The organism is Microvirga yunnanensis (assembly GCF_025460875.1).
The window spans coordinates 1-23604 of the sequence record NZ_JAMXFI010000127.1 but is presented as its reverse complement, the minus strand read 5'-3'; the positions used below and the strand labels follow the sequence as shown (position 1 = coordinate 23604).

The following is a 23604-nucleotide window of genomic DNA, read 5'->3' as shown; positions in this document are numbered from 1 at the left end:
TGACGCGGCCCTCTGGGTCCGTCCGATGCGCTAGTTAATCCTTGCTGTCGAGTGAACGTTCCCAACCCAGAAGAACATGCCAGCCCTTCCGAGGCGGCATTTGTGGCGCGGCCCGGGGCCGAGTTATCCAACACCATGGCCCTTCGTGATTTCTCCTTGATGATCCTGGTCTGCCTGCTGTGGGCGGCCCATACGGTGGTGACCAAGATCGTCGTGACGGACATGGCGATCCCGCCGCTGTTCTACGCGGCCATCCGCTATGGGATCGTCGCCCTGCTGGCGCTGCCCTGGCTCCTGCCCATGCCGCGCCCGACCTGGCGCATCCTCCTGGTCGGGTTTCTGATGGGAGGCGGCGGCTTTGCGCTGTTCTTCCTGGGCATCAGGACGGCAAGCCCGTCGAGCGCCGCCATCGTGTCCCAGCTCGGCCTGCCGATCACGACGCTTCTCTCGGTCATCCTGCTCGGGGAGAAGGTCTACTGGCGGCGGGGCCTGGGCATTGCGCTCACCTTCATCGGCGGCGTCCTGGTGATGTGGAATCCCGCCGGGGGCTTTCCGATTTCCGGAGGGCTCGCCCTCATTCTGGGATCCGCCGCGGCGGGCTCGCTGGCGGCCGTGCTGATGAAGCAGATGGAGGGCGTGAAGCCGCTCCGGTTCCAGGCCTGGATCGGCCTTGCCTCCGTGCTGCCCCTGACCTTCCTGTCGGCCGGCCTCGAGGCCGATCAGGTCCTCAAGGCCACGAATGCCGGCTGGGGCTTCCTGGCGGCGCTGCTGTTCTCGGCCCTGATCGTGTCCCTCGTGGCCCACACGATCTATTACGGGCTGATCGGCAAGTATCCGGCCAACCTGATCGCGCCCCTGACCATCATGAACCCGCTGATGACGGTCGGCATGGGGATCCTCGTCACGGGCGACCATGTCGACCTGCGCATGGCGCTCGGCACCGGCATCGCGCTCTGCGGCGTCCTGATCATCACCTTGAGGCGCAACCACGTCATGCCCCTGGCGGCCCTCGTCTGGGACCGCCAGCGGTAGAGCATCGTGCGGCCCCGGAGGGCCCCGTCAGCGACCCTCCGGGTACGTCCGATGCGCTCGTGGAAACAGCTCTGGCTTGGTCCCGCTGCTCGGAACACTGTGGGAACAAGTGCTCACGCCCGCACCTCACCCTCACGCCCACCCTCCACGTCATGGCCGGGACGAGCCTGGTGATGACGTGGAGGATTGGTGTGAGCGGTCGATGACACCCTCCCCACGTCATGGCCGGCTTTGTGCCGGCCATCCCGATCCGGTGAGGCGCGGCGCCTCTCGGAAGCGGGATCACCGGGACAAGCCCGGTGATGACGTGAGAGGGTGAGGTGAGCGGGTGATGACGTGGAGGGGGGTGTGAGCGGTCGATGAGCCGGGGGCGAGCGCCCCGTCCGCACGATGCGCTGGCGATCAATCGAGCGATGCCTCGACGCCCAGGCCCCGGGCTCTCGCCTCGCGCCAGCAATGGCTCGCGCAGGCGAGGTCCTGGGCGGCGATGCCGAGCGAGCGATAGAGCGTGATGTCGTCGGCCGACGTGCGGCCCGCCGCCTTGCCGGCGAGAACCTCGCCGATCTCGGCCAGGACGTGGTCGCGCCCGATCCGGCCGCTCTCGATGGCCCGGATGACCTCGCCGGCCTGGGCGAAGGTGGAGGCCCGGTAGTCGACGAAGAGCCGCGAGCGCGCCACCATCTCCTCGTCGATCTCGCGCTTCGACGGGATCGAGGCGCCGACCACGTTCAGATGGGCGCCCGGTGCGATCCATTCCCCCATCTGGACCGGCTCGGACGACGACGTGACGGTGCAGACGAGGTCGGCGTTCCGGACGGCCGAGCGGACATCGTCGGAGACCTCGATCGCGACGCCCGGGTGGCGTTCCGCGGCATGGGACGCGAAGGCCTCCGCCTTCTCGCGCCGGCGCCCGGCGACCCGAACCCGGCGGATCGAGGGCCGCACGCCGAGCATGGCCTCCAGGTGGTGCTCGGCCTGCTCGCCCGCCCCGATCATCGCGAGCGTGGCGCAATCCGGCCGGGCGAGCGCCCGTGTCGCCACGGCGCTCGCGGCGGCGGTGCGGATCGCCGTCAGGAGGCCGGCATTCATCATGGCGACCGCCGAGCCGTGCTCCGGCTCGAACAGGACGATCGCGCCCTGGTGCGACGAATATCCGGCGTCCGGATTACCGGGGAACAGGCTCACGAGCTTGACGCCGAAACACGCTTCGATCCCGCCATGGCCCGGCAGCAGGGCGCCGGGCATGACCCCCATCTTATTGGGCTCTCCCACGTCCACCACCGACCGCAGCGGCAGGTTGGCGGCCCCGGCCGAGACGGCGATCATCGCCGTCTCGACGATCTCGACGGCCTCGGCCATCGGCAGGAGGGAACGGACGTCCCTGTCGGACAGGACGATCATCGTGCGCGCCTTTCTCCATTGCCCCAGCCCTGGCCCGTCACGGGCAGGCCGAGTTGCTCCTCGAGCAGCGAGACATAGAGGTCCGGCCGCACGACATAGGGAAAATGTCCGCCCCACTCGAAGCGATAGGCGTCCGATGGGTTCAGCCGGGCCCGCACGGCGTCGCGCACGGGCGGAGGGATCAGCGGGTCGTCGGCGGTCTCGACCGTCGCGATCCGGTCGCGCGGCAGGTCGAGCGGGGGCAGTTCCGGCCCGCGCTTCAACGCATTCAGCCGCGTGCGCAGCTCCGGCTCGGGGATGCGTCCGCCGACCTCGGCCATCAGAAGGTCGACGAGTTCCGCCTGCTCGGGATGGCTGTCGCGCCAGGCGCCGAGGCCCCGGCCGAACCCCGCGCGGATCTCCGCGATCGGCGCATGGTCGAGGTCCGAGGAATAGGGCGGACGGTCCCCGACCCCGGCGACGGAATGAAGCGTGTTGGCGGCGATCAGGCGCTCCGCGAGGCGCGGATGGGCGGCGGCGAAATACTGCGCCACGTAACCGCCGAGGGACGAGCCGAGCACGGTGGCCCGGTCGAGCCCGAGCCGGCCGCACAGCTCCGCGAGATCCTCCGCCCATTCGATCACGCCGCCGCTTTCGGGGTAGGTCACGGCGACGATGCGGGCGCGGTCCTTCAGGGCCTCGATGGGCTGCCAGAAGATGTCGCCGCGGCCGAGCGTGCCCGGGATGAGCAGCAGCGCGGGACCCCTGTCGCCGGCCTGCACATATCCCCAATCCCGGCCGCGGATGAGGATCCGGCGTTCAGGGTGGAGCGTCGCGAAGCGGTCGCGGTCCGCCATCAGGCGGTTGGGCATGCGGTCGAGGCCTCCAAGTGCCGCGCAGTGTACACGAAACCGGGCCTTTGCCGTCCCCGATGGCAGAAATGACGTCCCGGGTTCACAGAAAATCCTTCGAGATCCTGCGGCCGGGGATGTCCCGGATCTCGACGTCCGTGCCGGAGACCGACAATCGACGGTTCACTCCGCATTGCCCTTCGGACGGGGCGCGATCCGGGAACAGCTTGCCCATCCGTGAGGATTCCCCGGCACAAAAAAGAACGCCTCGGTCGGGTGCCGAGGCGTTGAGGTGAGGGAGGACCACGCGAGTAGGTTCATTCTAGCGATCCGCTCCCCGGAGGCTGTGAGCCGCTTCACACACGACGTCATGAATGGTTTCGCCGAGCGCCGACCCGCCGCGCAGGACGTTTCTGCGCGCTGTGTGACATTTGTCTCAGAGCGCCCGGCGCCTCCCGGTTAGAATGGATGCCAAGTCAGGAGGTCGGCATGTGGGTCATCTCTCATATCGTGTTCGCGTATCTGCATTTCGTTCCCGGCGGAAACGGCGGCTGGACGCAGGGCAGCGACTACCCCCGCTTCTCGGCGGAAGAGCGCCGGGACATCGCGATCCCGTTCGAGGGTTACTGGAGGCGGGTGAGCTGATCGTCCCGCCGTGTTCTCCGTGAGTTGCCATGCGCGTTGCCGGTCGGGAGGAAACAGCCGACATCCTCGATCCGGCCAGGAGCGCGAAGCAGCGCGAGGGCATCGGACGTGAAAACTGGGTCCACTTTTGGGATCGGATCCGATGCTTCACTCTTTGAAGAGCGCATCGTTCGGCGCGGACCCGATGGGCCGCGAGCGTGGTGCGCTTTCGTCCGCGGGATGCGCTCGGCGGTCCTCCGATCGCGTTCATCGGGACAAGCACGGTGATGACACCCTCCACACGTCAGTGCCGGCCTTGTGCCGGCCATCCCGATTGTTTGAAGCGCGGCGCCTCTCGTATCGAGATCACCGGGACAAGCCCGGTGATGACGTGGCGGGTGACCATTGCAGGGGCGCGGCCCCTCCCACGTCATGGCCGGCCGGTCATCACCCGCCTCTCGCCGGCCATCCCGACTGTCCGATGCTCACATCTTGAAGCGGCGCATCGTCGAGTGCGGACCCGAAGGGCCGCGAGCGGGGCCCGCTTTCGTCCGCACGATGCGCTCGTCGAAGAGCCTGATGGGTCAGGCCCTGCTCATACGGGCCGGGAACCATGATTCCTCAAGCGGTCCGCCTCGGCAGAAGGCCGGCTTTGACGTCGGCCGCCGTCACGACCTTGCGGAACACGGCTTCCCGGAGATAGATCGAGTCGAAGACCGACTTGCAGTCTTTCTTCCGGATGGACACGAACGGTTTCCGATTGCGCTTCATGATGAGCTCCCAGTTCAGGATGGACCATTGGTATCCCGAAACGCCCTGCAGGACTGTGTCCGCCGTCACAATTCCACGGCCGGAAGCCATTTTCTCCATTCGAGCGCACGTGGTTCAAGGTTCGGGCAACCGCACCTCTACGCCCTCATCGAGCCTCTGTGATGCGGGTTACAGATGGGCGGCGGCGTTCACGGCATCATGTCGGCAACTGAACCTCTACAGGCAGGAGTGAGCGCATGGACAGGTGCACACGATACTGGGCCCGCTACATGGACACGATGGCGTTGTCCCGCCGGGCGACGGACCCGTCGCAGCGCCGTGCTCTGATCCGACAGGCCTATATCTGGCTTCAGCGGTATTTCGACGCCGAGGAGCGCGAGCTTGCGCGGCGGTCCATCGTGGCGGCGCAGCGATAGCTCCGCTCGACCCATCGCGAGCCGCGTCATCTCGCACGGGGCAGCATGGTCCGCACGATGGGCTAGCCGCTCCGCCCGACATGCCGGCCGGTCTCCACGGCGCACAAAGAAAAGCGCCCCGATATTGGAACAGGGCGCCCAGTTGACAGGGAGGAAGGCTTTCACCCTAACCGATCTCGCTCCGGCGAACTGTGCGCTGCGTCACATCAGGGTCTGTGTGATGTCTGTCACGGAAGATCGCGCGGGATCGCGCGATGATGATCTCAACTGAAGGAGTTCATCATGACGATCACCATTCTTGACCCCCGATCCGGCCAGCAGGTGACCATTTCGCTTCCCGGCAAGCCGGCGAGCTGTGTGAAAAGACATTGATGCGTGGTGCGGGGGATCGGTCCCGAGGCCGGTTCGCCCGTATCCCGCGGGACGGGACAGATGAACCTCAAACAGCATTATCAGGATAAGGCCGCCAGGGCTGAGCGCCTCGCGGACGATCCGTACCGGAAGGCGCAGCTTCGCGTCGAGCTCCGTTCGCTGGCGCGCAGATGGCGTCACTTCGCGGAGCTGGCGGACTGGCGCGCCCGCCGGTCACGCTATTCCGAGAGCTGAGGTGTCGATCGGACGATGTCCGCTAAAGCCTCGGACGCGGCCCGCGAGGTCCGCACGATGCGCTAGGTGTCTGTGGAGTGGCGGCTCTTCTCAGTGGAGGGCCGCAGGACGGAAGCTTGTCCGACGCCCGCCATGCGCAGGCGCAGGAGGCCGTCGGCACCAGGAGGAGCGCGCGTGCCTCGACTGCCGCGGATCGCTCAATGGAGGGTCGGCATGACGTCCGAGAACGGGATCAGCAGCATCTCGTCGTCGTCCTCGTCGCTGACATAGACGTGCCAGTCGGAGAAGTCGCGTGCGCCATAGGCTTTCTCGACGAGGGCGCGCGCCAGGGAGAGGGCTCGGTCGCGAGCCTCGATCAGGTCGAGAACCTCCGCTCCGTGACGATCGATCAGGATTTCGCCCGGGCCTGCGCAGTGGAAGTACAGATAGAACATGTGAGCCTCCATCTCGATGCCTCCACTCTCCCACAGGCGGGACCCGTCTTCTGTGCTCATGATCACGGTTCCCGGAAAGACCAGGTGGCATGGTCGGCCTCACATGGAGTCCGATCATGTCCCGTCGCATCCTCTGCCTTCTCGCCCTCCTGTTCGTGGCCGACGCCATTGCTGTGAATGGCCGCGCTCCGCGGCCCGTCGTGCTGTCCGGCAAAGAGATGCTCGATGTGACCCGCTTCACCCGTCTGCAGGTTTCCCCCGCGGCCTGATCCGATCCTCTTCCGTGTGATCACCGTCACAGAACACGATGCTTATCTCGGACACCATGGGAGCGCACGACAAGGAGATTGCCATGGTTCTCATCGTCCTGGATCGATGGACCGATCAGCCGGTGATCGTTTCCGTTGCGGTCCGCCCCGCCGTTCGGAGGGACGAACCCGCGATCGTCATCCGCCCTCGTCAGTTCGCCGGCAGGAGCCTGTCATGAAACCGTCCAAGCTCACCGCCATGCGGCGGGCACGCCGCCGGATCCTCCAGGAGCTCGCCGGAGCCAAACCTTAGCGCATCGTGCGGACGAAAGCGGGTCACGCTCGTGACCCGAACGTTGCGCCGCTTCAAGATGGGAGCACGGGACAACTGGGATGGCCGGCACAAGGCCGGCCATGACGTGGGGAGGGTTGTGGGGAGGGTCGTGGGGAGGGTGTCGTCACCGGCCCGTTTCACCTCTCCCCGTCATCACCGGGCTTGTCCCGGTGAGCGCGATCAGAAGACCGCCGGGCGCATCGTGCGGACGATGTGCCGCTTCAGGATGTGGCCATCGGAGCCGTTCCCAAACCTGGGTCCACGTCTCACGTGCGCAAACATGTCGAAACAACATAACGGAGCGGATCGGGCGGGACGCGGGCTGCGCGTCCTCTGCCCGGCGTCATCCTTCCGGTCTCCTGCGGTTGGGAACCGTCCTGTCTCTTGTTGAGACTCTCCCTCTTTCATCTATAGTTGCCTGGCTTCCGTCGCAGGTTGCGATCTCTGTTGGTGAACTCGTGCAGGGGAGTCGTGAAGGTGCGTCTCGATGGAGAACAGATCCGGAAGGACTTGCCGTTTCTCTCGGCTCTCTCCGTGAGTTCGTTCTTTTCCGCGCTCGGCCCGGACGAAATCGCCCAGATCGCGGCCTTGTGCACGTCCCGCAAGATGCACGACGGCGAAACCTTGTTTCTCAAGGGGGATCCGGGCGACGCTCTCTACGGCGTCCGCCGCGGGCAGATCGTCATCACGACGACGACCGATGCGGGCCGGCAATTCACGCTCAACATTCTCGGGCCGGGCGACGTCTTCGGCGAGCTCGCCCTCCTGGACGGGCACCCGAGGAGCGCCGATGCGGTCGCGTCGGGCAGTGTCGAGCTGTTCATGATCCGGCGGAGCGACTTCCAGGATCTGCTGAAGAGGCGACCGGAAATCACCACGCGGATCATCGAACTGCTCTGCGAGCGCGTCCGGTTTTCGAGCGAACGCCTGGAAGAGGCCTCTCTTCTGTCTCTTCGGTCCCGGTTGGCACGGCGTCTGCTGAAGCTGGCCGAGGATTTCGGCGAGGAGATCGACATCACGCAGGAGGAGCTCAGCGTGCTCGTCGGAGCAGGTCGGGAAACCGTCAATCGGCAGTTGCAGAAGTGGCGGAGAAGCGGAGCTGTCGAGCTCGGACGGGCCCGCGTGAAGATCATCGACCTACGACGCCTTCAGCAGGAAGCCGTCGAGCGCGACCGGGATTCCGAATGATCCGAGGTCGAGCTTGGCCGCGCCGGACCGAATGCGCGGGCCTCGGCGATCCTCGGCCGGGCGCCCCCGGGGAGGGCGGAGGCGGCGAGGGCTACCTGTCGGAAGACGAGGTCAGCGACGTACCGGCCTGTTCGAGCGTGAGGTAGACCCAGCCCGCTGTCTCGGCGCTTTCGCGCTTGATGTAGCGATAATTGGTGCTGAACCAGGCCAGCACGTCGTCAGTCTTGTTGTCCAGGATGAGGTCGCCCCGATCCGTGCGGACGGTCAGGACCGCGTGCCCCTCGCCGTTCTCGTCGATGACGACGGTCATGCGCATGGCGCGACGGGGAAGGCCGGCCTCCACCAGCATCCTGCGCTTCAGGAGCTGGTAGTCCTCGCAGTCGCCCAGACCGTCGCTCGGGTAGCTCCACAGGTCGGCGACGCCCCAATGGTTCTGATCGGTCACCGGGATCAGGGAGCGGTTCACGGACAGGTTCACCGAAGACAGGAGGGCCGCAAGCTCCGCGGTCAGCGGCAGAAATTCAGGTTCGGTCAGATCGACGGTGCATTCCTCCGCATGGCGGCTGCAGAAAGCGACCCAGCCGGGCAGGGGTGGCGCCGCCTCGTCCCGGAAAAGGTGGGGACCCGCATTGCCCGAACTCATCGCCGACAGCAGCAAGGCCAGGACGATCCAAATCCGTCTACCCATGTCGATCTCCCCAGGAGATGCCGGTGATCAGACCGGGGAGGACCCTTCCTCTTGGCCCGAACTGCTCATGGGATCAGACTGACGTGTTCCGCTTGGTCGTTCTGTGCATGTGGTCACAAATTCCGGCCCGGCCATGACGTGTGGAGGGTGGCGCGAGCCGGGTGTCTCATCGTCCCACGTCATCACCGGCCGGTCCCGGTGATCCCGGTCGGAAGACCGCCGATGGCATCGTACGGACGAAAGCGGGCCACGCTCGAACGATGCGCCGCTCAAGGAAGTGAGCATCGGATTCGATCCCGAGCGTGGGTCCACTTGTCCCGCCCGACGCCGTCGCTCAAAGGTACCGGTGGCAGACGTCGATGGAGGATTCGATGCCGACCTTCGCGAAGTCGGTCTTCAGCCACGCATCGGCCTTCTCGCGCCCGATCGCATGCAGATCGGTGAGGAAGCTCCAATCCGCGTTCAGCTTCGAGGCGGCGCCCAGGTGCTGCATGACGTCGTCGGCCTCGACGGCATGCAGGCGCACCTCCCTGATATCGGGTGCCAGGACCCGCCCTTCCTCCACGAGCCTGTTGAGGAAGTCGACCGCGCGAACCTCCCTCATGAGCGACGAGTTGAAGCTGATCTCGTTGATCCGGTTGAGGATCTCGGCCGCCGTCCTGGGGACCGTGGGCCGGCTGATCGGGTTGATGTGAACCACCACGATGTCGGATGTCTCGCATTGATAGATCAGCGGAAAGAGCGCCGGATTCCCCATGTAGCCCCCATCCCAGTAATACTCGTCGTCGATCCTCACGGCCTGAAAGATGAAGGGGAGGCAGGTCGACGCGAGCACCACCTGGGCGCTCATTTCATGGTGCTCGAAAACCCGGATCTTCCCTGAACGAACATTGGTGGCCGAGAGAAACAGCTTGACCCGGGAATCCGATCGCAGGCGCTCGAAGTCGACCGTCTGCTCGAGGATATCGAGCAGGGGATTGTAGTTGAACGGGTTGAGCTCGTAGGGCGAGACCACCTGGGTCAGCATGTGAAACAGCAGAAAGGCCGGCGATGCTTCAAGGCTGCGACTTCCGGTGAGACGGTCGAATGCGGATGGTTGAACGGGGCTGAACAGAGCCGCCTGCGAGATCCGCCGCCAGAACGCCCCGAGGGCCTGGCGGGCGCCCTCGCGCCCCCCGCTGATCAGCCCGTGGGCGCAGACCACCGCATTCACCGCTCCCGCGCTCGTGGCGCTGATGCCCTCGAACGCGATGGCGTCTTCTTCCAGCAGACGGTCCAGCACGCCCCACGCGAAGGCGCCATGGGCGCCGCCCCCCTGAAGGGCGAGATTGACCGGCTTGACCTCCTGCCGCGGCGCTGAGCGTCTCCTCCGGGAAGTCCTGCCGTCTGCCCTGTTCATGGTCGCCTCGGCGTCGGGGTCGTTCAGCATTCCGATCAAGAGGATGTTATATGACGTCGATCCTGTCTGGCGAGAGCGCGGACCCGGCCGGGCGGCTAGAGCATCGGACGTGAAAAGTGGACCCACTTTTGGGTCCGCACGATGCGCCAGCCACCCGTACAGGATGCTGCACGGGCGGCCTGAGGCGCGGGATGGGCCTGTCGACTCACTCCTCGCGGAAGGCGACGGCGAGCCGGTCCGTGAGCGGCTGGGTCAGGTAGGTGATGATGCGCCGCGTCTCCCCGCGGATCAGCACCTCGGCCGGCAGGCCGGGCGTCAGTTCCTTGCCCTCCAGCTTGCTCCGCTCTCCCGGGGCGATCGCGATCTTCACGGTGAAGTAGGCTTGCCCGGATTCGCCGCTGACGACCTGGTCCGGCGAGACATTGGTGACCATCCCCTCGAGTTCCACCGGCGTCGGGAGCTTGAACGAGCTGATATGGATGGTCGCCGGCTGGTCGATATGCACCTGATCGACCTCCTCGGGGCGGATCTTCGCATTCACGATCAGCGGCTCCGCGCTCGGGATGATCGACATCAGCTTCTGCCCGGGGGCGACGATCCCGCCGATCGTATGCACCATGAGTTCGTGGACCAGACCCGTGCGCGGCGCCCGGATGTCGAGCCGCTGAAGCCGGTCCCGGGCGGCGGCGAGCTGCTCCTCGGTCTCGGCCAGGCTGGCCGTGACGGTCTGGAGCTGCCTCAGGACCTCCGAGCGGGCATTCTGCGTGAGCTCGGCGATCTTGTACTGGATCTCGGTGAGCTGGGACCCGGCACCCGCGATCCGGGCCTCGATATCGCCCATCTCGCCCTTCAGGCGGCTCACCTCGCGCTCCGTCTGACGCAGCACAGGGCGCCGGATCAGCCCTTTGCTGTCGAGCATGCGCTGGTCGGCCAGCTCGGCGGTCACCTGGGCGAGCTCCTCCTTGAGGGCGCGGAACCTCTCGTTGAACCCGTCGATCTGCCTCTCGACCTGGTGCTTTCGCTCCTGCTGCTGCGAAAGCTGGCTCACGCGCGTGAAGCGCCGTTCGTTCATCAGGCTTTCCTCCGCCGCGAGCGCCGCCTTCAAGGCGGTCTCAGCCTGCCTGGAGGGCAGCGAAAGCGCCGGCCGCGCGATCGTCGTGCGGTCCAGCTGCTCGGCCTCGAGGCGTGCCTTCTGGGCCGTGAGGTCGATCAGCTTGCGCTCGAGGATGCTCGCATCGGCCGTCACCTTCGCGGCATCGAGCCGGACGAGCACCTGGCCCTCCTGCACGAGCTCTCCCCCCTTGACGAGGATCGCCCCGATGACCCCGCCCTCGAGGTGCTGAACCGCCTGGGCGCTGGACTGGACGGCGAATGTGCCCGAGGTGACGACCGCGCTGTCGACCTTGGCGGCGACCGCCCAGCCGCCGATCCCGAAGAAGACCACGAAGGAACTCAGGATGAACCAGCGCATGAGCCGGCGCATGGAGGAGGAATTGGCCGCAAGGTCTGTTTCGAACTCGGTCATGGTGCGCTCCATCGGGTGGGCTGCCGTCGTCGGCTGGGCAACCGGCACATCCTTTGTCAGGATCCCGCGCCGGTCGCGACGGATCGGCGCCTGGTCCACGATCACGTTGGCATGCCGGGCGCGCCGATGCTGTGGCGCAGTTCACATTCGCCAGACCATCGGACGTGAAAAGTGGACACCACTTTCGGGATTCATCCGAGGCTCCCTCTCTTGACCGGCGCATCGTTCGGAGCGGACCCGAAGGCCGCGCCAACGACCCGAAGGGCCACGCTAGTGACCCGGAGGGCCGCGCCAGCGAATACCGGGCCCACTTTTCACTGACGTCGCCTCTGGGTCCGTCCGATGCTCTAGCTCGCCTGGCCGCTCGCCCGCTGGGTCCGGGTCGCATCCAGGCTGGTGACGGTCGCGGTCGCCGGGACGGCGTCTCCGTCCGCCGGTTCCGCCGACGCCGGGCCGAGCGTGTCCTGAGAGGCCAACGCGGCGCCGGGGCTGGAGGGAGCTGCGCCCGGCTGCGCCGTCGCGACGGCCGACGGGGCGCCGACCGGCTGCGGACCCATCGCCTGGGCGGGCTTGTGCGGCTGCCCGATGCGCGGGAACAGGGCCGCCAGGACCTGTTCCTTCGGGCCGAACATCTCGGCGCGACCGTTGCGGACCGACAGGATCTTGTTCGCCGCGAAGATCGCGCTCGGCCGGTGGGCCACGATGACGACGATCTTGCCGGCCTGGCGCATCTGCTGAATGGCATCGTTCAGGGACTGCTCTCCGAGCGGGTCGAGATTGGAGTTGGGCTCATCGAGCACGACGATGAAAGGATTGCCGAACAGGGCCCGGGCAAGCCCGATGCGCTGGCGCTGACCGCCCGACAGGATGGCGCCGCCTTCGCCCACCGGAGTGTCGTATCCCTTCGGGAACGCCAGGATCATGTCGTGCACGCCGGCCATGCGGGCCGCCTCGATCACCTGATCAACGGTCGCGTCCTTCCGGAAGCGGGCGATGTTTTCCGCGATCGTTCCATCGAACAGCTCGATGCTCTGGGGCAGGTGGCCGATCGCGTCCGCCAGCGCATCGGGCGAGTACTGGCCGATCAGGGCGTTGTCGAAGCGGACGTCTCCCCGCGCCGTCGGCCACGCGCCGACCAGGGCGCGAACGAGGGTGGACTTGCCGCATCCGCTGGGGCCGATGATCCCGAGGGCGTCGCCGGCTTCGATCTCGAACGAAACGCCCGACACGGTCGCGATGGTCCCGCCCGGAGGAACGATCGCGACATCCCGCACCGACAGGGTGTGGCGCGGCCGCGGCATGCCGTGCTGCTGCTTGGTCGCCTGGGGAAGCTTGGAGGTCAGCGCCCTCAGGCGGCGCAAAGCCTGCCAGGCGGCCGAGGTGCTGCGCCAGTTGCCGATGACCTGATCGATGGGGGTGAGAGCCCGGGCGAGGATGACCGAGCAGGCGATCATGGCGCCGGGCGACATCTTCGCCTCGATGACCAGGAAGGCTCCGAGCGCCAGCATGGCGGATTGCAGGACGAGCCGGACCGTCTTGGAGATCGCCCCGAACACGCTGGCGTGGTCGGCGAGGTCGCGGGCATGGGAGATCGAGTTCACGTAGCCGCTGCCCCAGCGCTTGCACAGGTCGTCTCCCATGCTCATGGCGGCGGCCGCTTCCGAGTTGCGCCTCGCGTCCAGCAGAAGGGTCATGGTGGCCGCGTGCACCTGGTTGGCCGACTTGACCGTGCCCTTGGTGACGAGCTCGTTGACCATGCTGAGAATGACCAGAAACAGAGCGCCGGCTCCGGCGGCGAGGAAGAGGATCGGACTCACCAGGAACAGGATGGCGAAATAGATCGGCATCCAGGGCAGGTCGAGAAGCGCGACCGGTCCGGGCCCCATGAGATAGTTGCGGATGGCGGCGAGATCCTGGAGCGGATCGTGATTGCGGGCATGCGGGCCGAAATGGAGCGGCAGTTTCAGCGTCGCCTCGAACAGCGTGGGCGCCAGCCGGTGGTCGAAGGTGATGCCGACCCGGGCCATGAGCTTGCCGCGCAGCGCCTCCAGGAGGCCGTAGAAGGCGTAGAGCAGCAGAGCGAGCAGGGAGAGGGCCGCCAGCGTCGGGAGGCTCTTGCTCGACAGGACCTTGTTGTAGACGAGCATCATGAAGATGGGGCCGGTCAGCATCAGGACGTTCCCGAGACAGCTGATGACGCTGAGCCCGATCAGCGGCTTCTTGAGCGTGCGAAGAGCCGTCCGGAGTTGGACTTCGGCGCTGGTCTTCATTCCATTCCTCATCGCGGGCATCCCTGTTGCGACCCTCCGCACGCCATGAGACGGGCAACCGGGAGGGTGTCTGCGGGATGATCATGGGCCGGCTTCGCGCCGAGCACTGTGACGGGGGTCACAAAGGTCCGGTCATCGCGGCCGTCGGGGCGCCTTTGCCCCCGGCCCGTCGAACGCTATGCTGGCAGGCCTCGTGCTCCACACCGTGGGAATTCGGTCATGGCAGACGTGCAACCGCCCAAGCCGGCGACCGGCGCCGACAAGTCGGCCCATCTCGAAGCCCTCGACATCTTCAAGGCCATCGACCCGGCGACGGTCGACCAGATCGCCCGCAGGGCTCAGAACCGGACGCTGGAGAAGGGCGAGTTGCTGTTCAACGTGGGTGACACCTCCGACGCGCTCTACGTGATCGCCGAGGGCCGCGTCCGGATCTGGACGGTCTCGGCCGCCGGCGCCGAAGTCACCCTCAACGTCCTGACCAGCGGCGCCGTCTTCGGAGAGATCGGCATGCTCGACGGCGGCGTGCGGACGGCGGGCGCCTCCGCGATGCTGCGCACGAGACTGACGAGCATCGCCCGGCGAACCTTCTACGACGCGCTGGACCGGGATCCGCAGCTGGTGCGCAATGTGATCGACCTGTTGTGCGGCCGGCTCAGATGGACCAGCGCCCGGATGGAGGACGCCACCCTGCGCCAGGCGCCGCAGCGTCTCGCACGCATTCTCGGGCATCTCGCGCGGGACCACGGGAAGGCGACGACCGGAGGCATCGAGGTCGTTCTCAAGCTCACCCAGAGCGAGATGGCTCAATGGACGGCCATGTCGCGGGAGGGTTTGAACAAGCTTCTGAACCGATGGTCCGAGGAGCGCCTGCTGAGCCAGGACCGGGGCGGGTTGATCGTCCACGATCTCGACAGGATCGACGAAATCGCCGAGTTCGGCGAGTAGGAGGCGTCAATGCCGTCGCCGCGCCACGATCTGCTGGGCGCGGGTGATGAACTGAAGACGCTCGTCCCGGGCGGGGATCTCGCGGGCAAGATCGTCGACGAGCTTGGCCGGATCCGCCAGCTCTGCCGCATGCCGCCGGACGAGCAGGCCGGCGACGGGGCCGAGATAGACCGTGAGGGCACGGGCCAGCTCGGCCAGACAGTCCTGAGCGGCCGCCGGGTCCATGGGAGCCGGCTGGGCCGCCGGGACGTCCGGCTCCGGGGCGACGGCGGGCGGCCCGGGGTCGGAGGACGCACGGCCGGCCGGGACGACCAGAGGGGCGGCCTTCGGAAGCGAAAGGGCCGGCGGCTCCAGGCAAACGGCCGGAGGCGAGGGTGCCGTCACCGCCTCTTCGACCCGCGCGGATGCCACCGACAGCACGGTCCGATCGAGCGGCTCGATCAGGCTGAGGGTCGCATTCATGTCGTCCGATGACGGCGGCATGCCGACGCTGAACGTCGTGATCCTGCGCGGGCTGTGCTTGAGGTCGAACACTCCGCGCTCGCCGAAGGTCGCCGAGATGCGCGGAGCCACGGCTTCCATGACGGCGGCCGATACGAGGATGCCGCCGGGATCCGCCAGGCTTTCCAGCCGGGCCGCGATCACCAGGGTCTCGCCGAAGGGGAGATCGTCCTGGAACAGGACGTCGCCGAGATGGATGCCGATCCGCATGCGGACCGCATCGAGCTTCGTCATGGCGGCGAGGCGTGCCTGGGTATCGAGCGCGCAGCGAACCGCGTCGACCGCACTCTCGAACAGGGCGAAGATCCCGTCTCCCGGCATCCCGAAGAGCCACCCGCCATGCGCCGCGAGCTCTTCCCGGGCGATGCGCCGCGTCGCCCACAGGGCGTCGAGGGTGTTGGTCTCGTCGACGGATACCAGGCCGCCGAAATTGGCCATGTCGGCCGCGAAGACCGCTCGCAGACGTCGAACTCGTTTGCCTTGAGGCTGCGGTGCATCGGGAGCCGGATCGTCCATCACGCCTTCATCGGGTGCCTACATGTCACTTCTTGGTCTCGCCGATTTTACCACGGATCTCGAGAAACCGCGTCCGATCCCGCTCGTTGGGAATGAAGTCCGAAAGCCGGCGATAGAAGTCGTCCCGGCCGACCGCCTTTTCCGCCTGGCGGGCGACGAGAGTGGGCGCGACCGGGCCGATGAGCGGCAGAAGCGCGTCCGACACGGCCCGGATCTCGGTCTGTGAGATCACGGCTTCCATCTGGGCGATCTTGAAGCCCTTGTCGTCGCGCAGCACCTGCTGGGCCGCCTTTCGGAATGTCGTCGCCTCGGCCTCGGTCTTGATCTTCTCGACGAGCAGGTCGAGGAACGTGTCGACATCCATGGTCTCGTGCGAGGCCTGCCTGACCAGAAGATGTCCGATCGGGCCGAGCGAGCTGGCGAGCGAGCGCCCGAGCGCATCGAGCGTCGTCGGGGTCAGGACCTCCGCCATCGTCTGGTTGAGCCGCTCCTTGGCCGGCGCGGCCTGCTCCTTTCCCGGCATGTGGGAGAGTTCGGTGAGGTCGAGGGGCGGGAGGTCGGCGCTCGGGCGCATCTCGATCGATGCGTTGAGCGAGACGACGAACTCGTCCGCCGTCTGGAACCGATCCTCCGGGTTGCGGGCCAGAGCCCTCTGGACGACCACGTCGATCTCGGGCCAGAGCTCCGGCCGATAGGTCCTGATCTCCGGCGGCGGATCGTTCATCAGCTTGCGCATCAGCTCGGGCAGATCCGCGGCCACGAAGGGCTTCGCGCCCGTCAGCATCTGGAACAGGATGACCCCGGCGGAGAAGAGATCCGCGCGAATGTCGGCCGGGCGCCCGAGAAACCGCTCGGGCGCCATGTAGTTGGGCGTGCCGATGGGGATGCCGCCGGGCTTGGTGAGGTCGAGCGCATCCACGTGGGCGACGCCGAAATCGGACACCTTGATCGAGGCCGCCGAAGGGCAGAGGATGTTGGCCGGTTTCACGTCCCGGTGGATGACGCCCTTCGAATGAGCGTAGCCGAGGGCGAACAGCAGCTGCGCCATGATCTCGCCGACCTGGCGGATCGGCAGCAGCGTCCCCCGGCGGATCACGTTCTCCAGCGTGCCGGCGTTGACGTATTCCATGATGATGTAGGGCGCGCCATCCTGCTCCACGAAGTCGAAGACCGTCACGATGTTGGGATGCAGGCACCGCGCGGCGGAGCGCGCCTCGGTGGCGAAGCGGCGGAGCAGTTCGTCGTTCTCGCTCAGGTTCTCCAGGATCTCGGGACGAAGGGTCTTGATCGCCAGCGGGCGATCGATTTGCTCGTCATAGCCCTTGTAGACAACGCCGATGGCCCCGCGGCCGATGACGTGGTCGAGGCGATACTTGCCGACCCGGGCGGGCATGCCGCTGGTGCCGCCTTGGCTGCCGCCTGTCCTCAGATCCTTGTCTGCGGTCATCGGATGCAATTCCATGACGAGCGGTAATCTGGTTCTGTCGGGCCAGGTATCAATCCGGTTGCTCACTTTTCAAGCATTTTCAATGCGCTATCCAGGCTCCTGCGCATCCGGTTGAAGGAGCGCGACAGGGATGCGATCTCGTCGGACCCCGGATATTCGAACTCGGCGACCGACGCGTCGCCCATGCTCACGGCCTCCGCCGTCTTGGCCATGCGGGTCACCGGGCTGATCACGTAGCGGTTCAGCAGGACGTTGAGCAGCACCAGCAGGACCAGGAAGATGACGCTCGACGTGCCGACGAACAGCAGCAGGTTCCGCCAGATCGCTCCTTCGGCGATGTCCATGGGCACGGAGATGATCTGCGCTCCGATCGTTTCGTTGAGCTTCCAGCCGAAGCCGTTCTTGCTGCCGTAAAGGGCAACCATGGACGTCGGGGCGCGGTCCGGGGTCGAGTGGCAGGTCAGACACGACTCGTCCTTGATCACCAGAGGATAGGTTGCCGTGTAATGGGAGCGATTGTTGATCGTCTGGTAGCTGATGTCCTTGGTCAGCTCGGGATTGGCCCGCAGCTTCTCGATCACCTCCCGCTCCCAGTCCCGCGCGAGATCGGCCGGGTTGGTCGGGTTGAGCGCGGCCTCCTTGTAGAAGAACTGCGGATAGAAGCCGCGGAAATTGCGGAATGCCGTCTGGGCCGAGAACGACGGGATCGTCTGCGGCAGGAACTGGACGCTCGAGTGTTCGGCGAGCAGGGGCTGGATCTCTTCCGACGTATAGCGGCGCACCGACAGCGCCTGAGCTCGCAGAACGTCGATCTGCGACTGGAGCTGGTCCATGGCTTCCTGTCGGGAAATTTGATAGAATGGATAAATCGACAGGCTGAGCCCAAGCAGATAGCAAACGGCGAGAATGATATTGAATTTCAGCCGTAGTCCCACGGGAGATCTCCAACGGCTCGTGAGGTTAGTTTGCGTTACAACTACCGGATTTCATGATAGTGCAAGTCTTGGAGACGTGCCATGCATTTCGGTCTTGTGGGTGGATTTGCGGGCCGTTCCCCTGTGCGCCAAAGCACATCGGGAGACCTTGATCGGTCGCACCCGATACTCTTTCTAGGGATCGTTGTCCTTGCGTTTTCCTTGCTGCTCGCGAGCGTCGTGACGGCCCATGCCTCCGGAAGGGTCGGTCTCGTCCTGACGGCGGAGGATTATCAGAAGCTTCCCAAGTCCAGCATCGGGACGAAGCGCGGCGCCGAAATCGCCGAGGCGCTCAAGGCCAGGGGCTTCGACGTGATCGTCAGCCCCAATCCGACCAATGCCACGGCCCGGGCCAGCCTGCGGGACTTCGCGGCCAAGGCGGAGGGGGCCGATCTGGCCCTCATCGTTCTGATCGGCCACGGCATCGCCTGGAGCGGCCAGACCTTCTTCCTGGCGACCAACACCGAAATCGGACGGGCGGCCGACCTGTTGTCCCGCGCGCTCTCGACCACCAACATGGCGCAGATCGCGGCGCGGGCGCAGACGGGCGGCGTGTTCTTCTTCATGACGTCGCCGACCTTCGAGAATGCCATCGAGGGGCTGGACGCGAGGCCTCAATTCACCAGCGAGATTCCGAAGAACGCCGTCACGGCCTTCTCCAGCTCCGCGCGCATCCCGGTCTCGCGCATCGACGCGGCCGGCGAGCAGGCCGCAGACGCCCTGGCGAAGCTGCTTCAACAGCCGAGCCCGTCGTTCAGCGAAGCCGTCAAGGTCGCGTCGAGCGGCAACCTGGGGGCGGTGTTCGGGCAGGTGCAGGAGGTCAATCTCGCGAAGCCCGCTGCGGCTCCCGCGCCGGCCCCGCAAACGGTCGCGTCGACGTCTCCCCAGGCCGTGCCCGTGCTCCAGAAGTCGGAGGATATCGAAGGCCGGCTCGAGGCGGAGCGCCGCGCGCGGGAACAGGCGGAGTCGCGGGCCCGCGACGAGCAGTTGAGGGCCGAACGGGCTCAGGCCGAGGTGATGAAGGCGCAAGCCGACGCCAAGAAGGCTCAGGCCGACGTGGAGCGGGCGCAGGCGGACGCCGAGAAGGCCAAGCAGGAGGCGAAGCGTGTCGAGGCGGAGGCGCAGATCGCGGCCGCCCAGGCCGAAGGATTGCGCCACGCATCCGTCGCTCCCTCCGTCGAGGACTCGCAGCTCGGGCAGAAGCAGCGCCGCCTGATCCAGCAGCGGCTGCGGGACCTGGGCCTCTACACGGGCCCGATCGACGCCATCATGGGACCTCTGACCCGCGAGGCGATCATGGGATACCAGAAGAGCCGCAACGCCTCCGTGACGGGTTACCTGACCCCCGAGCAGTACGACGCGCTTCTGCCGAAGGAGATGCAGTAGAGCCTCGGACCCGGAGGGCTGATCGCAGGCCCGGCTATTCCCGCCCGGGGCGCTCCGCCCGGCGGGATTGAACCCGGATCCGGCCACGGATGACCTCGACCGCCCGTTCGGTCTCCGCCGCGGCCGGAACCGCGTCCGGCGGCCGGGCCGCATCGCCCGCCGGTCCCGCGGCTTCCCACCCTTCAGTCCGCCACTCCGCCTGCTGCTCGTCGAGATCGAGCAGGCCTTCCTGATCCAGGATCTCCACCACCTTTCCGACCTCCGGCGCTGCGCACCGCACGATCACCACGGTGCCGCCGCGGACCACGCCCTCGGCGTACGCGTGGGCGTCGGCACGGGACACCCCGAGATCCTCCAGGAGGGGGGCGAGATTGTGCGGCGTGGTCCAGATGTCCAGGTCGTCGGCCGGAATGCCCGCCTGCTTCAGGCGGTTCGCCGCTGCGGTCGCGTGATGTTCGCCGTGGAAGAGGGATGTGACGGTCTTGGTCATCGGTCGATCCCCTGCAAGGGGTCAATGTACCACGCGGCCCCCGGATCGACCACCTGTCCGCTAGAGCATCGGACCCAAAAGTGGACCCACTTCTGGGATCGGATCCGATGCTCCACTCTTTGAAGAGCGCATCGTTCGAGCGAAAAACCGGATCCACTTTTCACTGGCGTGGCCCTTCGGGTCGCTGACGCGGCCCTCTGGGTCCGCACGATGCGCTAGGAGGCCGCGGGAGCGGCTTGCCCCGGGCGCGGCAACGGGCCAGGATGGTTGTGCGGTGGATCGACATGGCGAAGCCTCTCAAGCGAGTTTCCGTTCCCTCCCTGGGCATGCCCGGCGTGGTCGCGTCCGCCGTCTATACGGGTGGCCGGCGTCTCACGGAGATTCCCATCGAGGAGGCCGGGGAGTGGTCCAAGAAGCCCGGTCACGTGGTCTGGATCGGCCTGCACGAGCCGAGCCTCGAGCTCCTGAGGAAGGTGCAGTCCGAGTTCCACCTGCACGAGCTCGCCATCGAGGACGCCCTGAAGGCCCATCAGCGGCCCAAGGTCGAACAATACCACGATGCTCTGTTCGTGGTCGCCCGCACGGCCCAGATGGTGGAGGGGCGCATCGCCTTCGGCGAGACGCACCTGTTCGTCGGGCGCGGCTACGTGGTCTCCGTCCGCCATGGCGCCTCGACGACCTATACGCCTGTCCGGCAGCGCTGCGAGGCGGCCCCGAAGGCGCTCGCAGAGGGCGAGGACTTCATCCTCTATGCCATCCTGGACTTCATCGTCGACAACTACATGCCGGTCATCGAGATGATCCAGGCCGAGGTGGAGGAGATCGAGGACAGCATCCTGACCGCGAGCCAGCCGCAGGACCAGATCGTTCGGCTCTATCAGCTGCGGCGGGATCTGCTGCGCCTGCGCAATGCGGCCGTTCCGCTGGTGGAGGTCTGCCGCCGGCTCGAGCAGCCCGGACTGCCCGGGATCGACGGTGCGATGCAGCCGCTCTTCCGCGACGTCTCCGACCACATCCGGCGGGTCCAGGAGGAGATCGAGTCCCTGCGGGAGGTGCTGGCCTTCGCGTTCGAGTCGAGCCTGATGACCGGCCAGTCCCAGCAGAACGAGATCACCCGCAAGCTCGCCGCCTGGGCGGCCATCCTGGCAGTCCCGACGGCGGTCGCCGGCATCTACGGCATGAATTTCGACGTGCTGCCCGAGCTGCATTGGAAATACGGCTACCCCTTCGTGCTGACGGTGATCGTGCTGGTCTGCGCGTGGCTCTACTGGCGCTTCCGGGAAAAGCGCTGGCTTTGACCAGGCCGGACGGCCCCTTGCGCACGCACCTCACCCCCACCCTCCACGTCATCACCGGGACGAGCCCGGTGCTGCGGTGGAGGGTGGGGGGACGGGTGGAGGGTGCCATGATCGGGAGGGCGACCGCGACGCCGAGGGCGGCGATGGGGCGGCCGCGGAACCGCCATGGCAAGCCCCCGGAGCCCTCATCTCCCGGACCGGCCGGACACCCCCGGCCGGGCGGGACACCCCGGGCCGGATGGCGCGCCCGGGCTTCAGGCTCGATCAGGATCCGGGAGTTCGGACATCCGCGGGGACGAACTTTGCCGTGAATCTCAGGGTTTCACCTGATAGCCAGGACGATGCCGGAGGCTGGAGTATCGGACCCATCAGGGGCTGCACACCACGGCCGACCTCGTGCGATACGCGGTCACGAACCGCATGGTCGAGGTATGAGGCCGCATTCGCCGGCGGGCGGAGCGCTCAGGTTTCTCCTGAACTCGGGGCCGGGCTTCCCCGAAGGTGGCCGGGTCGGCCATGATGCAATCCGGAGCACCGGACAAGAGGGGGAGGAAGCGTGATCAATCGTCGCCATGAGGCATGTCTCGGGTTTCTTGGGCTGATCTGCGGTCTTGCGAGCGTGCCGGCGCTCGGGACCGAGGGCGGGGCGAGCCTCTACCTGCCCGGTCTGCGGGGCCCGCTCGCGGGCATCGTGCCTCCGCCCGGCTTTTACTTCAGCAATGACTTCCTGGCCTATTCGGGCGAGCTGAGCGGCGGTCGCCGGATCCAGATCGGCGGGGCCGTGCTGGCCGACGTGGAGGTCGAGATCCGCGCCGACTTCCTGACCGCCACCTGGGTCTTCCCCCTGGAGGCCCTGGGCGGGCGCATGGCCATCGGCGCCAGCCTTCCGCTGGGCGTGCCGCGGGTGAGCGCCGGCGTGCTGATCGAGGCGCCGCGGCTGGGCCGCGCCTTCGCGTTCAGCCAGCGGGACGCCTCGTTCGTGCTCGGCGATCCGGTGGTCTCGGGCATCCTCGGCTGGGACGCGGGCAAGTTCCACTGGTCCCTCGGGGCCAGCGTCAGCGTTCCGGCCGGCGGCTACGAGGAGGGCGAGCTCTCGAACCTTGCCTTCAACCGCTGGGTCGGCGACCTCTTCGCCGCCGCCACCTGGTTCGATCCCGAGATCGGCCTCGATCTCTCGGGCGCCGTGGGCTTGGAGATCAACGGCGAGAACCCGGATACCGACTACCGGAGCGGCAATGCCTTCCACCTCGATCTGGCGATCACCAAGAACCTGACCAAGGAGCTCTCCGTCGGGGTGCTGGCGGGCTACTACGACCAAGTCTCCGAGGACCGGGGCGAAGGCAACCGGATCGGCCCGTTCAAGGGGCGGGTGACGGCGGTCGGCGCCAGCGCCACCTACAACGTCACCGTGGCGGGAACGCCGGTCACGACCCGCCTCAAGGTGCTGCGCGAGGTCGACGTGGAGAACCGCCCTCAGGGCACCATCGGCCTGTTCACGGTGGCGTTCCCGCTCGGCGGTCCCGCGCCGCCGGCCCAGGAGCCGATCCGGGCGCGGTACTGACGCGCGGCCGCCCGGCCGGGTGCGGGCCTGGAGCATCGGACGTGACCCAGAGGGCCGCGTCAGCGAAAAGTGGAACCACTTTTGGGATTCATCCGAGGATCCCTCTCTTGACCGGCGCACCGTTCGGGCCCCTGTCTTGATCGCCCGACCGATCCACCACCCCGTCATCACCGGGTTCGTCCCGGTGATCCCGATTGTCCGATGCTTCACTCTCGGCTGGCGCACCGCTCGACGCGAAAAACCGGGTCCCCTTATATGGGCCGATACGTCAGTCAAGTGTTTGTTGCGCGATAATCAGGCATGCAAGCGATGATTGCAGAGGAGGTCGCGGCCGAAATCTGCGTCAAGCCCGGTAGCCGCCGAAGGCGGTGGCCGAAGGTCAGGCTTTACGCGGGTTTTGGCCGCGAGCATTCTCGATGAGCGCTGCACGCCACCGTAGCAAACAGTTCGATGTGCCTGGCACGTCCGATTGTGGCAACGCATGGGGTTTTGATTGTCGCGCAACAAGTCGCAGGTGTTGCCGTGACATCCGAGGTCGAGCCCGAAGACGCTCATGCGAACCGTTCGTCCGCATCACCTTATATCCGGTTGGGCCCAAGCCCTGACCATAATCCCGCATGCGACGGGAACGGGCTCCGAGGTGAGCGCGACCATTCTTTTTCGCGGCATTCTTCCAGCCAGGGGGACAACGCGGTCGCACTCCCCTCAGATATCACGCGC

Annotated in this window: 24 protein-coding genes; 11 read left to right on the top strand and 13 right to left on the bottom strand. The window is 66.7% G+C overall.

All coding sequences use genetic code 11. From position 1 onward, the window contains the following. The first annotated feature begins 135 nt into the window (after positions 1 to 135). Positions 136 to 1032 carry a DMT family transporter gene (locus NF876_RS36045; protein WP_262272856.1) on the top strand — a complete coding sequence of 299 codons (897 nt, stop codon included), beginning with the start codon at positions 136 to 138 and terminating at the stop codon, positions 1030 to 1032. Between the two features lie 402 nt (positions 1033 to 1434). Here NF876_RS36045 and NF876_RS36040 read toward each other — a convergent pair whose 3' ends face one another. From NF876_RS36040 to NF876_RS36030, 3 genes are all read right to left on the bottom strand, one after another. Further along, on the bottom strand, positions 1435 to 2433 hold the full coding sequence (locus tag NF876_RS36040) for an ornithine cyclodeaminase family protein (protein ID WP_262272855.1): 999 nt from the start codon (positions 2431 to 2433) through the stop codon (positions 1435 to 1437). Then, positions 2430 to 3284: an alpha/beta fold hydrolase gene (locus NF876_RS36035; protein ID WP_262272854.1), complete on the bottom strand. Its 855-nt coding sequence runs from the start codon at positions 3282 to 3284 to the stop codon at positions 2430 to 2432. Before NF876_RS36035 ends, NF876_RS36040 begins: the two co-directional genes overlap by 4 nt. A gap of 82 nt (positions 3285 to 3366) precedes the next feature. After that, complete coding sequence (locus tag NF876_RS36030; protein WP_262272853.1) at positions 3367 to 3498, bottom strand: hypothetical protein; 132 nt, start codon at positions 3496 to 3498, stop codon at positions 3367 to 3369. A 254-nt stretch (positions 3499 to 3752) separates the two neighbouring features. Here NF876_RS36030 and NF876_RS36025 point away from each other — a divergent pair, with 254 nt between their 5' ends. Further along, entirely contained in the window at positions 3753 to 3908 is a 156-nt protein-coding gene (locus tag NF876_RS36025; RefSeq protein ID WP_262272852.1) for a hypothetical protein, read from the top strand. 600 nt (positions 3909 to 4508) lie between these two features. Here the strand turns inward: NF876_RS36025 and NF876_RS36020 are convergent. Further along, positions 4509 to 4658, bottom strand: a complete 150-nt coding sequence (locus tag NF876_RS36020) for a hypothetical protein (protein ID WP_262272851.1) — start codon at positions 4656 to 4658, stop codon at positions 4509 to 4511. 236 nt (positions 4659 to 4894) lie between these two features. Between NF876_RS36020 and NF876_RS36015 the strand changes: the two genes are divergently transcribed. Next, on the top strand, positions 4895 to 5074 hold the full coding sequence (locus NF876_RS36015) for a hypothetical protein (protein WP_262272850.1): 180 nt from the start codon (positions 4895 to 4897) through the stop codon (positions 5072 to 5074). Positions 5075 to 5506: 432 nt separating this feature from the next. Continuing rightward, entirely contained in the window at positions 5507 to 5680 is a 174-nt protein-coding gene (locus NF876_RS36010; RefSeq protein ID WP_262272849.1) for a hypothetical protein, read from the top strand. 197 nt (positions 5681 to 5877) lie between these two features. Here NF876_RS36010 and NF876_RS36005 read toward each other — a convergent pair whose 3' ends face one another. Beyond that, positions 5878 to 6174 carry a DUF6894 family protein gene (locus NF876_RS36005; protein WP_262272848.1) on the bottom strand — a complete coding sequence of 99 codons (297 nt, stop codon included), beginning with the start codon at positions 6172 to 6174 and terminating at the stop codon, positions 5878 to 5880. 56 nt (positions 6175 to 6230) lie between these two features. On the opposite strand from NF876_RS36005, the gene NF876_RS36000 reads away from it, so the two are divergent. The 3 genes from NF876_RS36000 (at position 6231) to NF876_RS35990 (ending at position 7884) form a co-directional block, all read left to right on the top strand. Continuing rightward, positions 6231 to 6383 (top strand): hypothetical protein, encoded by a 153-nt coding sequence (locus NF876_RS36000; protein WP_173946552.1) that lies wholly within the window; start codon positions 6231 to 6233, stop codon positions 6381 to 6383. 83 nt (positions 6384 to 6466) lie between these two features. Further along, on the top strand, positions 6467 to 6601 hold the full coding sequence (locus tag NF876_RS35995; RefSeq protein ID WP_262272847.1) for a hypothetical protein: 135 nt from the start codon (positions 6467 to 6469) through the stop codon (positions 6599 to 6601). Positions 6602 to 7173: 572 nt separating this feature from the next. After that, the gene (locus tag NF876_RS35990) at positions 7174 to 7884 is read left to right on the top strand and encodes a Crp/Fnr family transcriptional regulator (RefSeq protein WP_262272846.1); all 711 of its coding nucleotides are present in this window, start codon (positions 7174 to 7176) and stop codon (positions 7882 to 7884) included. Between the two features lie 91 nt (positions 7885 to 7975). Here NF876_RS35990 and NF876_RS35985 read toward each other — a convergent pair whose 3' ends face one another. The 4 genes from NF876_RS35985 to NF876_RS35970 form a co-directional block, all read right to left on the bottom strand. Beyond that, positions 7976 to 8572, bottom strand: a complete 597-nt coding sequence (locus NF876_RS35985; RefSeq protein ID WP_262272845.1) for a transglutaminase-like cysteine peptidase — start codon at positions 8570 to 8572, stop codon at positions 7976 to 7978. 334 nt (positions 8573 to 8906) lie between these two features. Continuing rightward, entirely contained in the window at positions 8907 to 9971 is a 1065-nt protein-coding gene (locus NF876_RS35980) for a patatin-like phospholipase family protein (RefSeq protein WP_262272844.1), read from the bottom strand. 205 nt (positions 9972 to 10176) lie between these two features. Beyond that, entirely contained in the window at positions 10177 to 11601 is a 1425-nt protein-coding gene (locus tag NF876_RS35975) for an HlyD family type I secretion periplasmic adaptor subunit (protein WP_262272843.1), read from the bottom strand. A 242-nt stretch (positions 11602 to 11843) separates the two neighbouring features. After that, positions 11844 to 13766, bottom strand: coding sequence for a type I secretion system permease/ATPase (locus NF876_RS35970; RefSeq protein ID WP_262272842.1), 1923 nt, complete (start codon positions 13764 to 13766; stop codon positions 11844 to 11846). A 219-nt stretch (positions 13767 to 13985) separates the two neighbouring features. Here NF876_RS35970 and NF876_RS35965 point away from each other — a divergent pair, with 219 nt between their 5' ends. After that, complete coding sequence (locus tag NF876_RS35965; protein WP_262272841.1) at positions 13986 to 14711, top strand: Crp/Fnr family transcriptional regulator; 726 nt, start codon at positions 13986 to 13988, stop codon at positions 14709 to 14711. Positions 14712 to 14717: 6 nt separating this feature from the next. Here the strand turns inward: NF876_RS35965 and NF876_RS35960 are convergent, their stop codons facing one another. The 3 genes from NF876_RS35960 to NF876_RS35950 all read right to left on the bottom strand — a co-directional run bounded on the left by NF876_RS35960 (position 14718) and on the right by NF876_RS35950 (position 18110). Beyond that, positions 14718 to 15728 (bottom strand): adenylate/guanylate cyclase domain-containing protein, encoded by a 1011-nt coding sequence (locus NF876_RS35960; protein WP_262272840.1) that lies wholly within the window; start codon positions 15726 to 15728, stop codon positions 14718 to 14720. A gap of 25 nt (positions 15729 to 15753) precedes the next feature. Next, on the bottom strand, positions 15754 to 17175 hold the full coding sequence (locus tag NF876_RS35955; RefSeq protein ID WP_262272839.1) for a serine/threonine-protein kinase: 1422 nt from the start codon (positions 17173 to 17175) through the stop codon (positions 15754 to 15756). Between the two features lie 62 nt (positions 17176 to 17237). Then, positions 17238 to 18110 (bottom strand): Tll0287-like and HAMP domain-containing protein, encoded by an 873-nt coding sequence (locus NF876_RS35950; RefSeq protein ID WP_173946560.1) that lies wholly within the window; start codon positions 18108 to 18110, stop codon positions 17238 to 17240. 81 nt (positions 18111 to 18191) lie between these two features. Here NF876_RS35950 and NF876_RS35945 point away from each other — a divergent pair, with 81 nt between their 5' ends. Continuing rightward, on the top strand, positions 18192 to 19535 hold the full coding sequence (locus NF876_RS35945) for a peptidoglycan-binding protein (RefSeq protein ID WP_262272838.1): 1344 nt from the start codon (positions 18192 to 18194) through the stop codon (positions 19533 to 19535). Between the two features lie 34 nt (positions 19536 to 19569). Here the strand turns inward: NF876_RS35945 and NF876_RS35940 are convergent, their stop codons facing one another. Next, positions 19570 to 20025, bottom strand: a complete 456-nt coding sequence (locus NF876_RS35940; protein WP_262272837.1) for a hypothetical protein — start codon at positions 20023 to 20025, stop codon at positions 19570 to 19572. Between the two features lie 284 nt (positions 20026 to 20309). On the opposite strand from NF876_RS35940, the gene corA reads away from it, so the two are divergent. Then, positions 20310 to 21323, top strand: a complete 1014-nt coding sequence (gene corA / locus NF876_RS35935; RefSeq protein ID WP_262272836.1) for a magnesium/cobalt transporter CorA — start codon at positions 20310 to 20312, stop codon at positions 21321 to 21323. Between the two features lie 556 nt (positions 21324 to 21879). Continuing rightward, a complete protein-coding gene (locus tag NF876_RS35930; RefSeq protein WP_262272835.1) occupies positions 21880 to 22884 on the top strand; it encodes a SphA family protein in 1005 nt (334 codons plus the stop codon). Positions 22885 to 23604 lie beyond the last annotated feature (720 nt).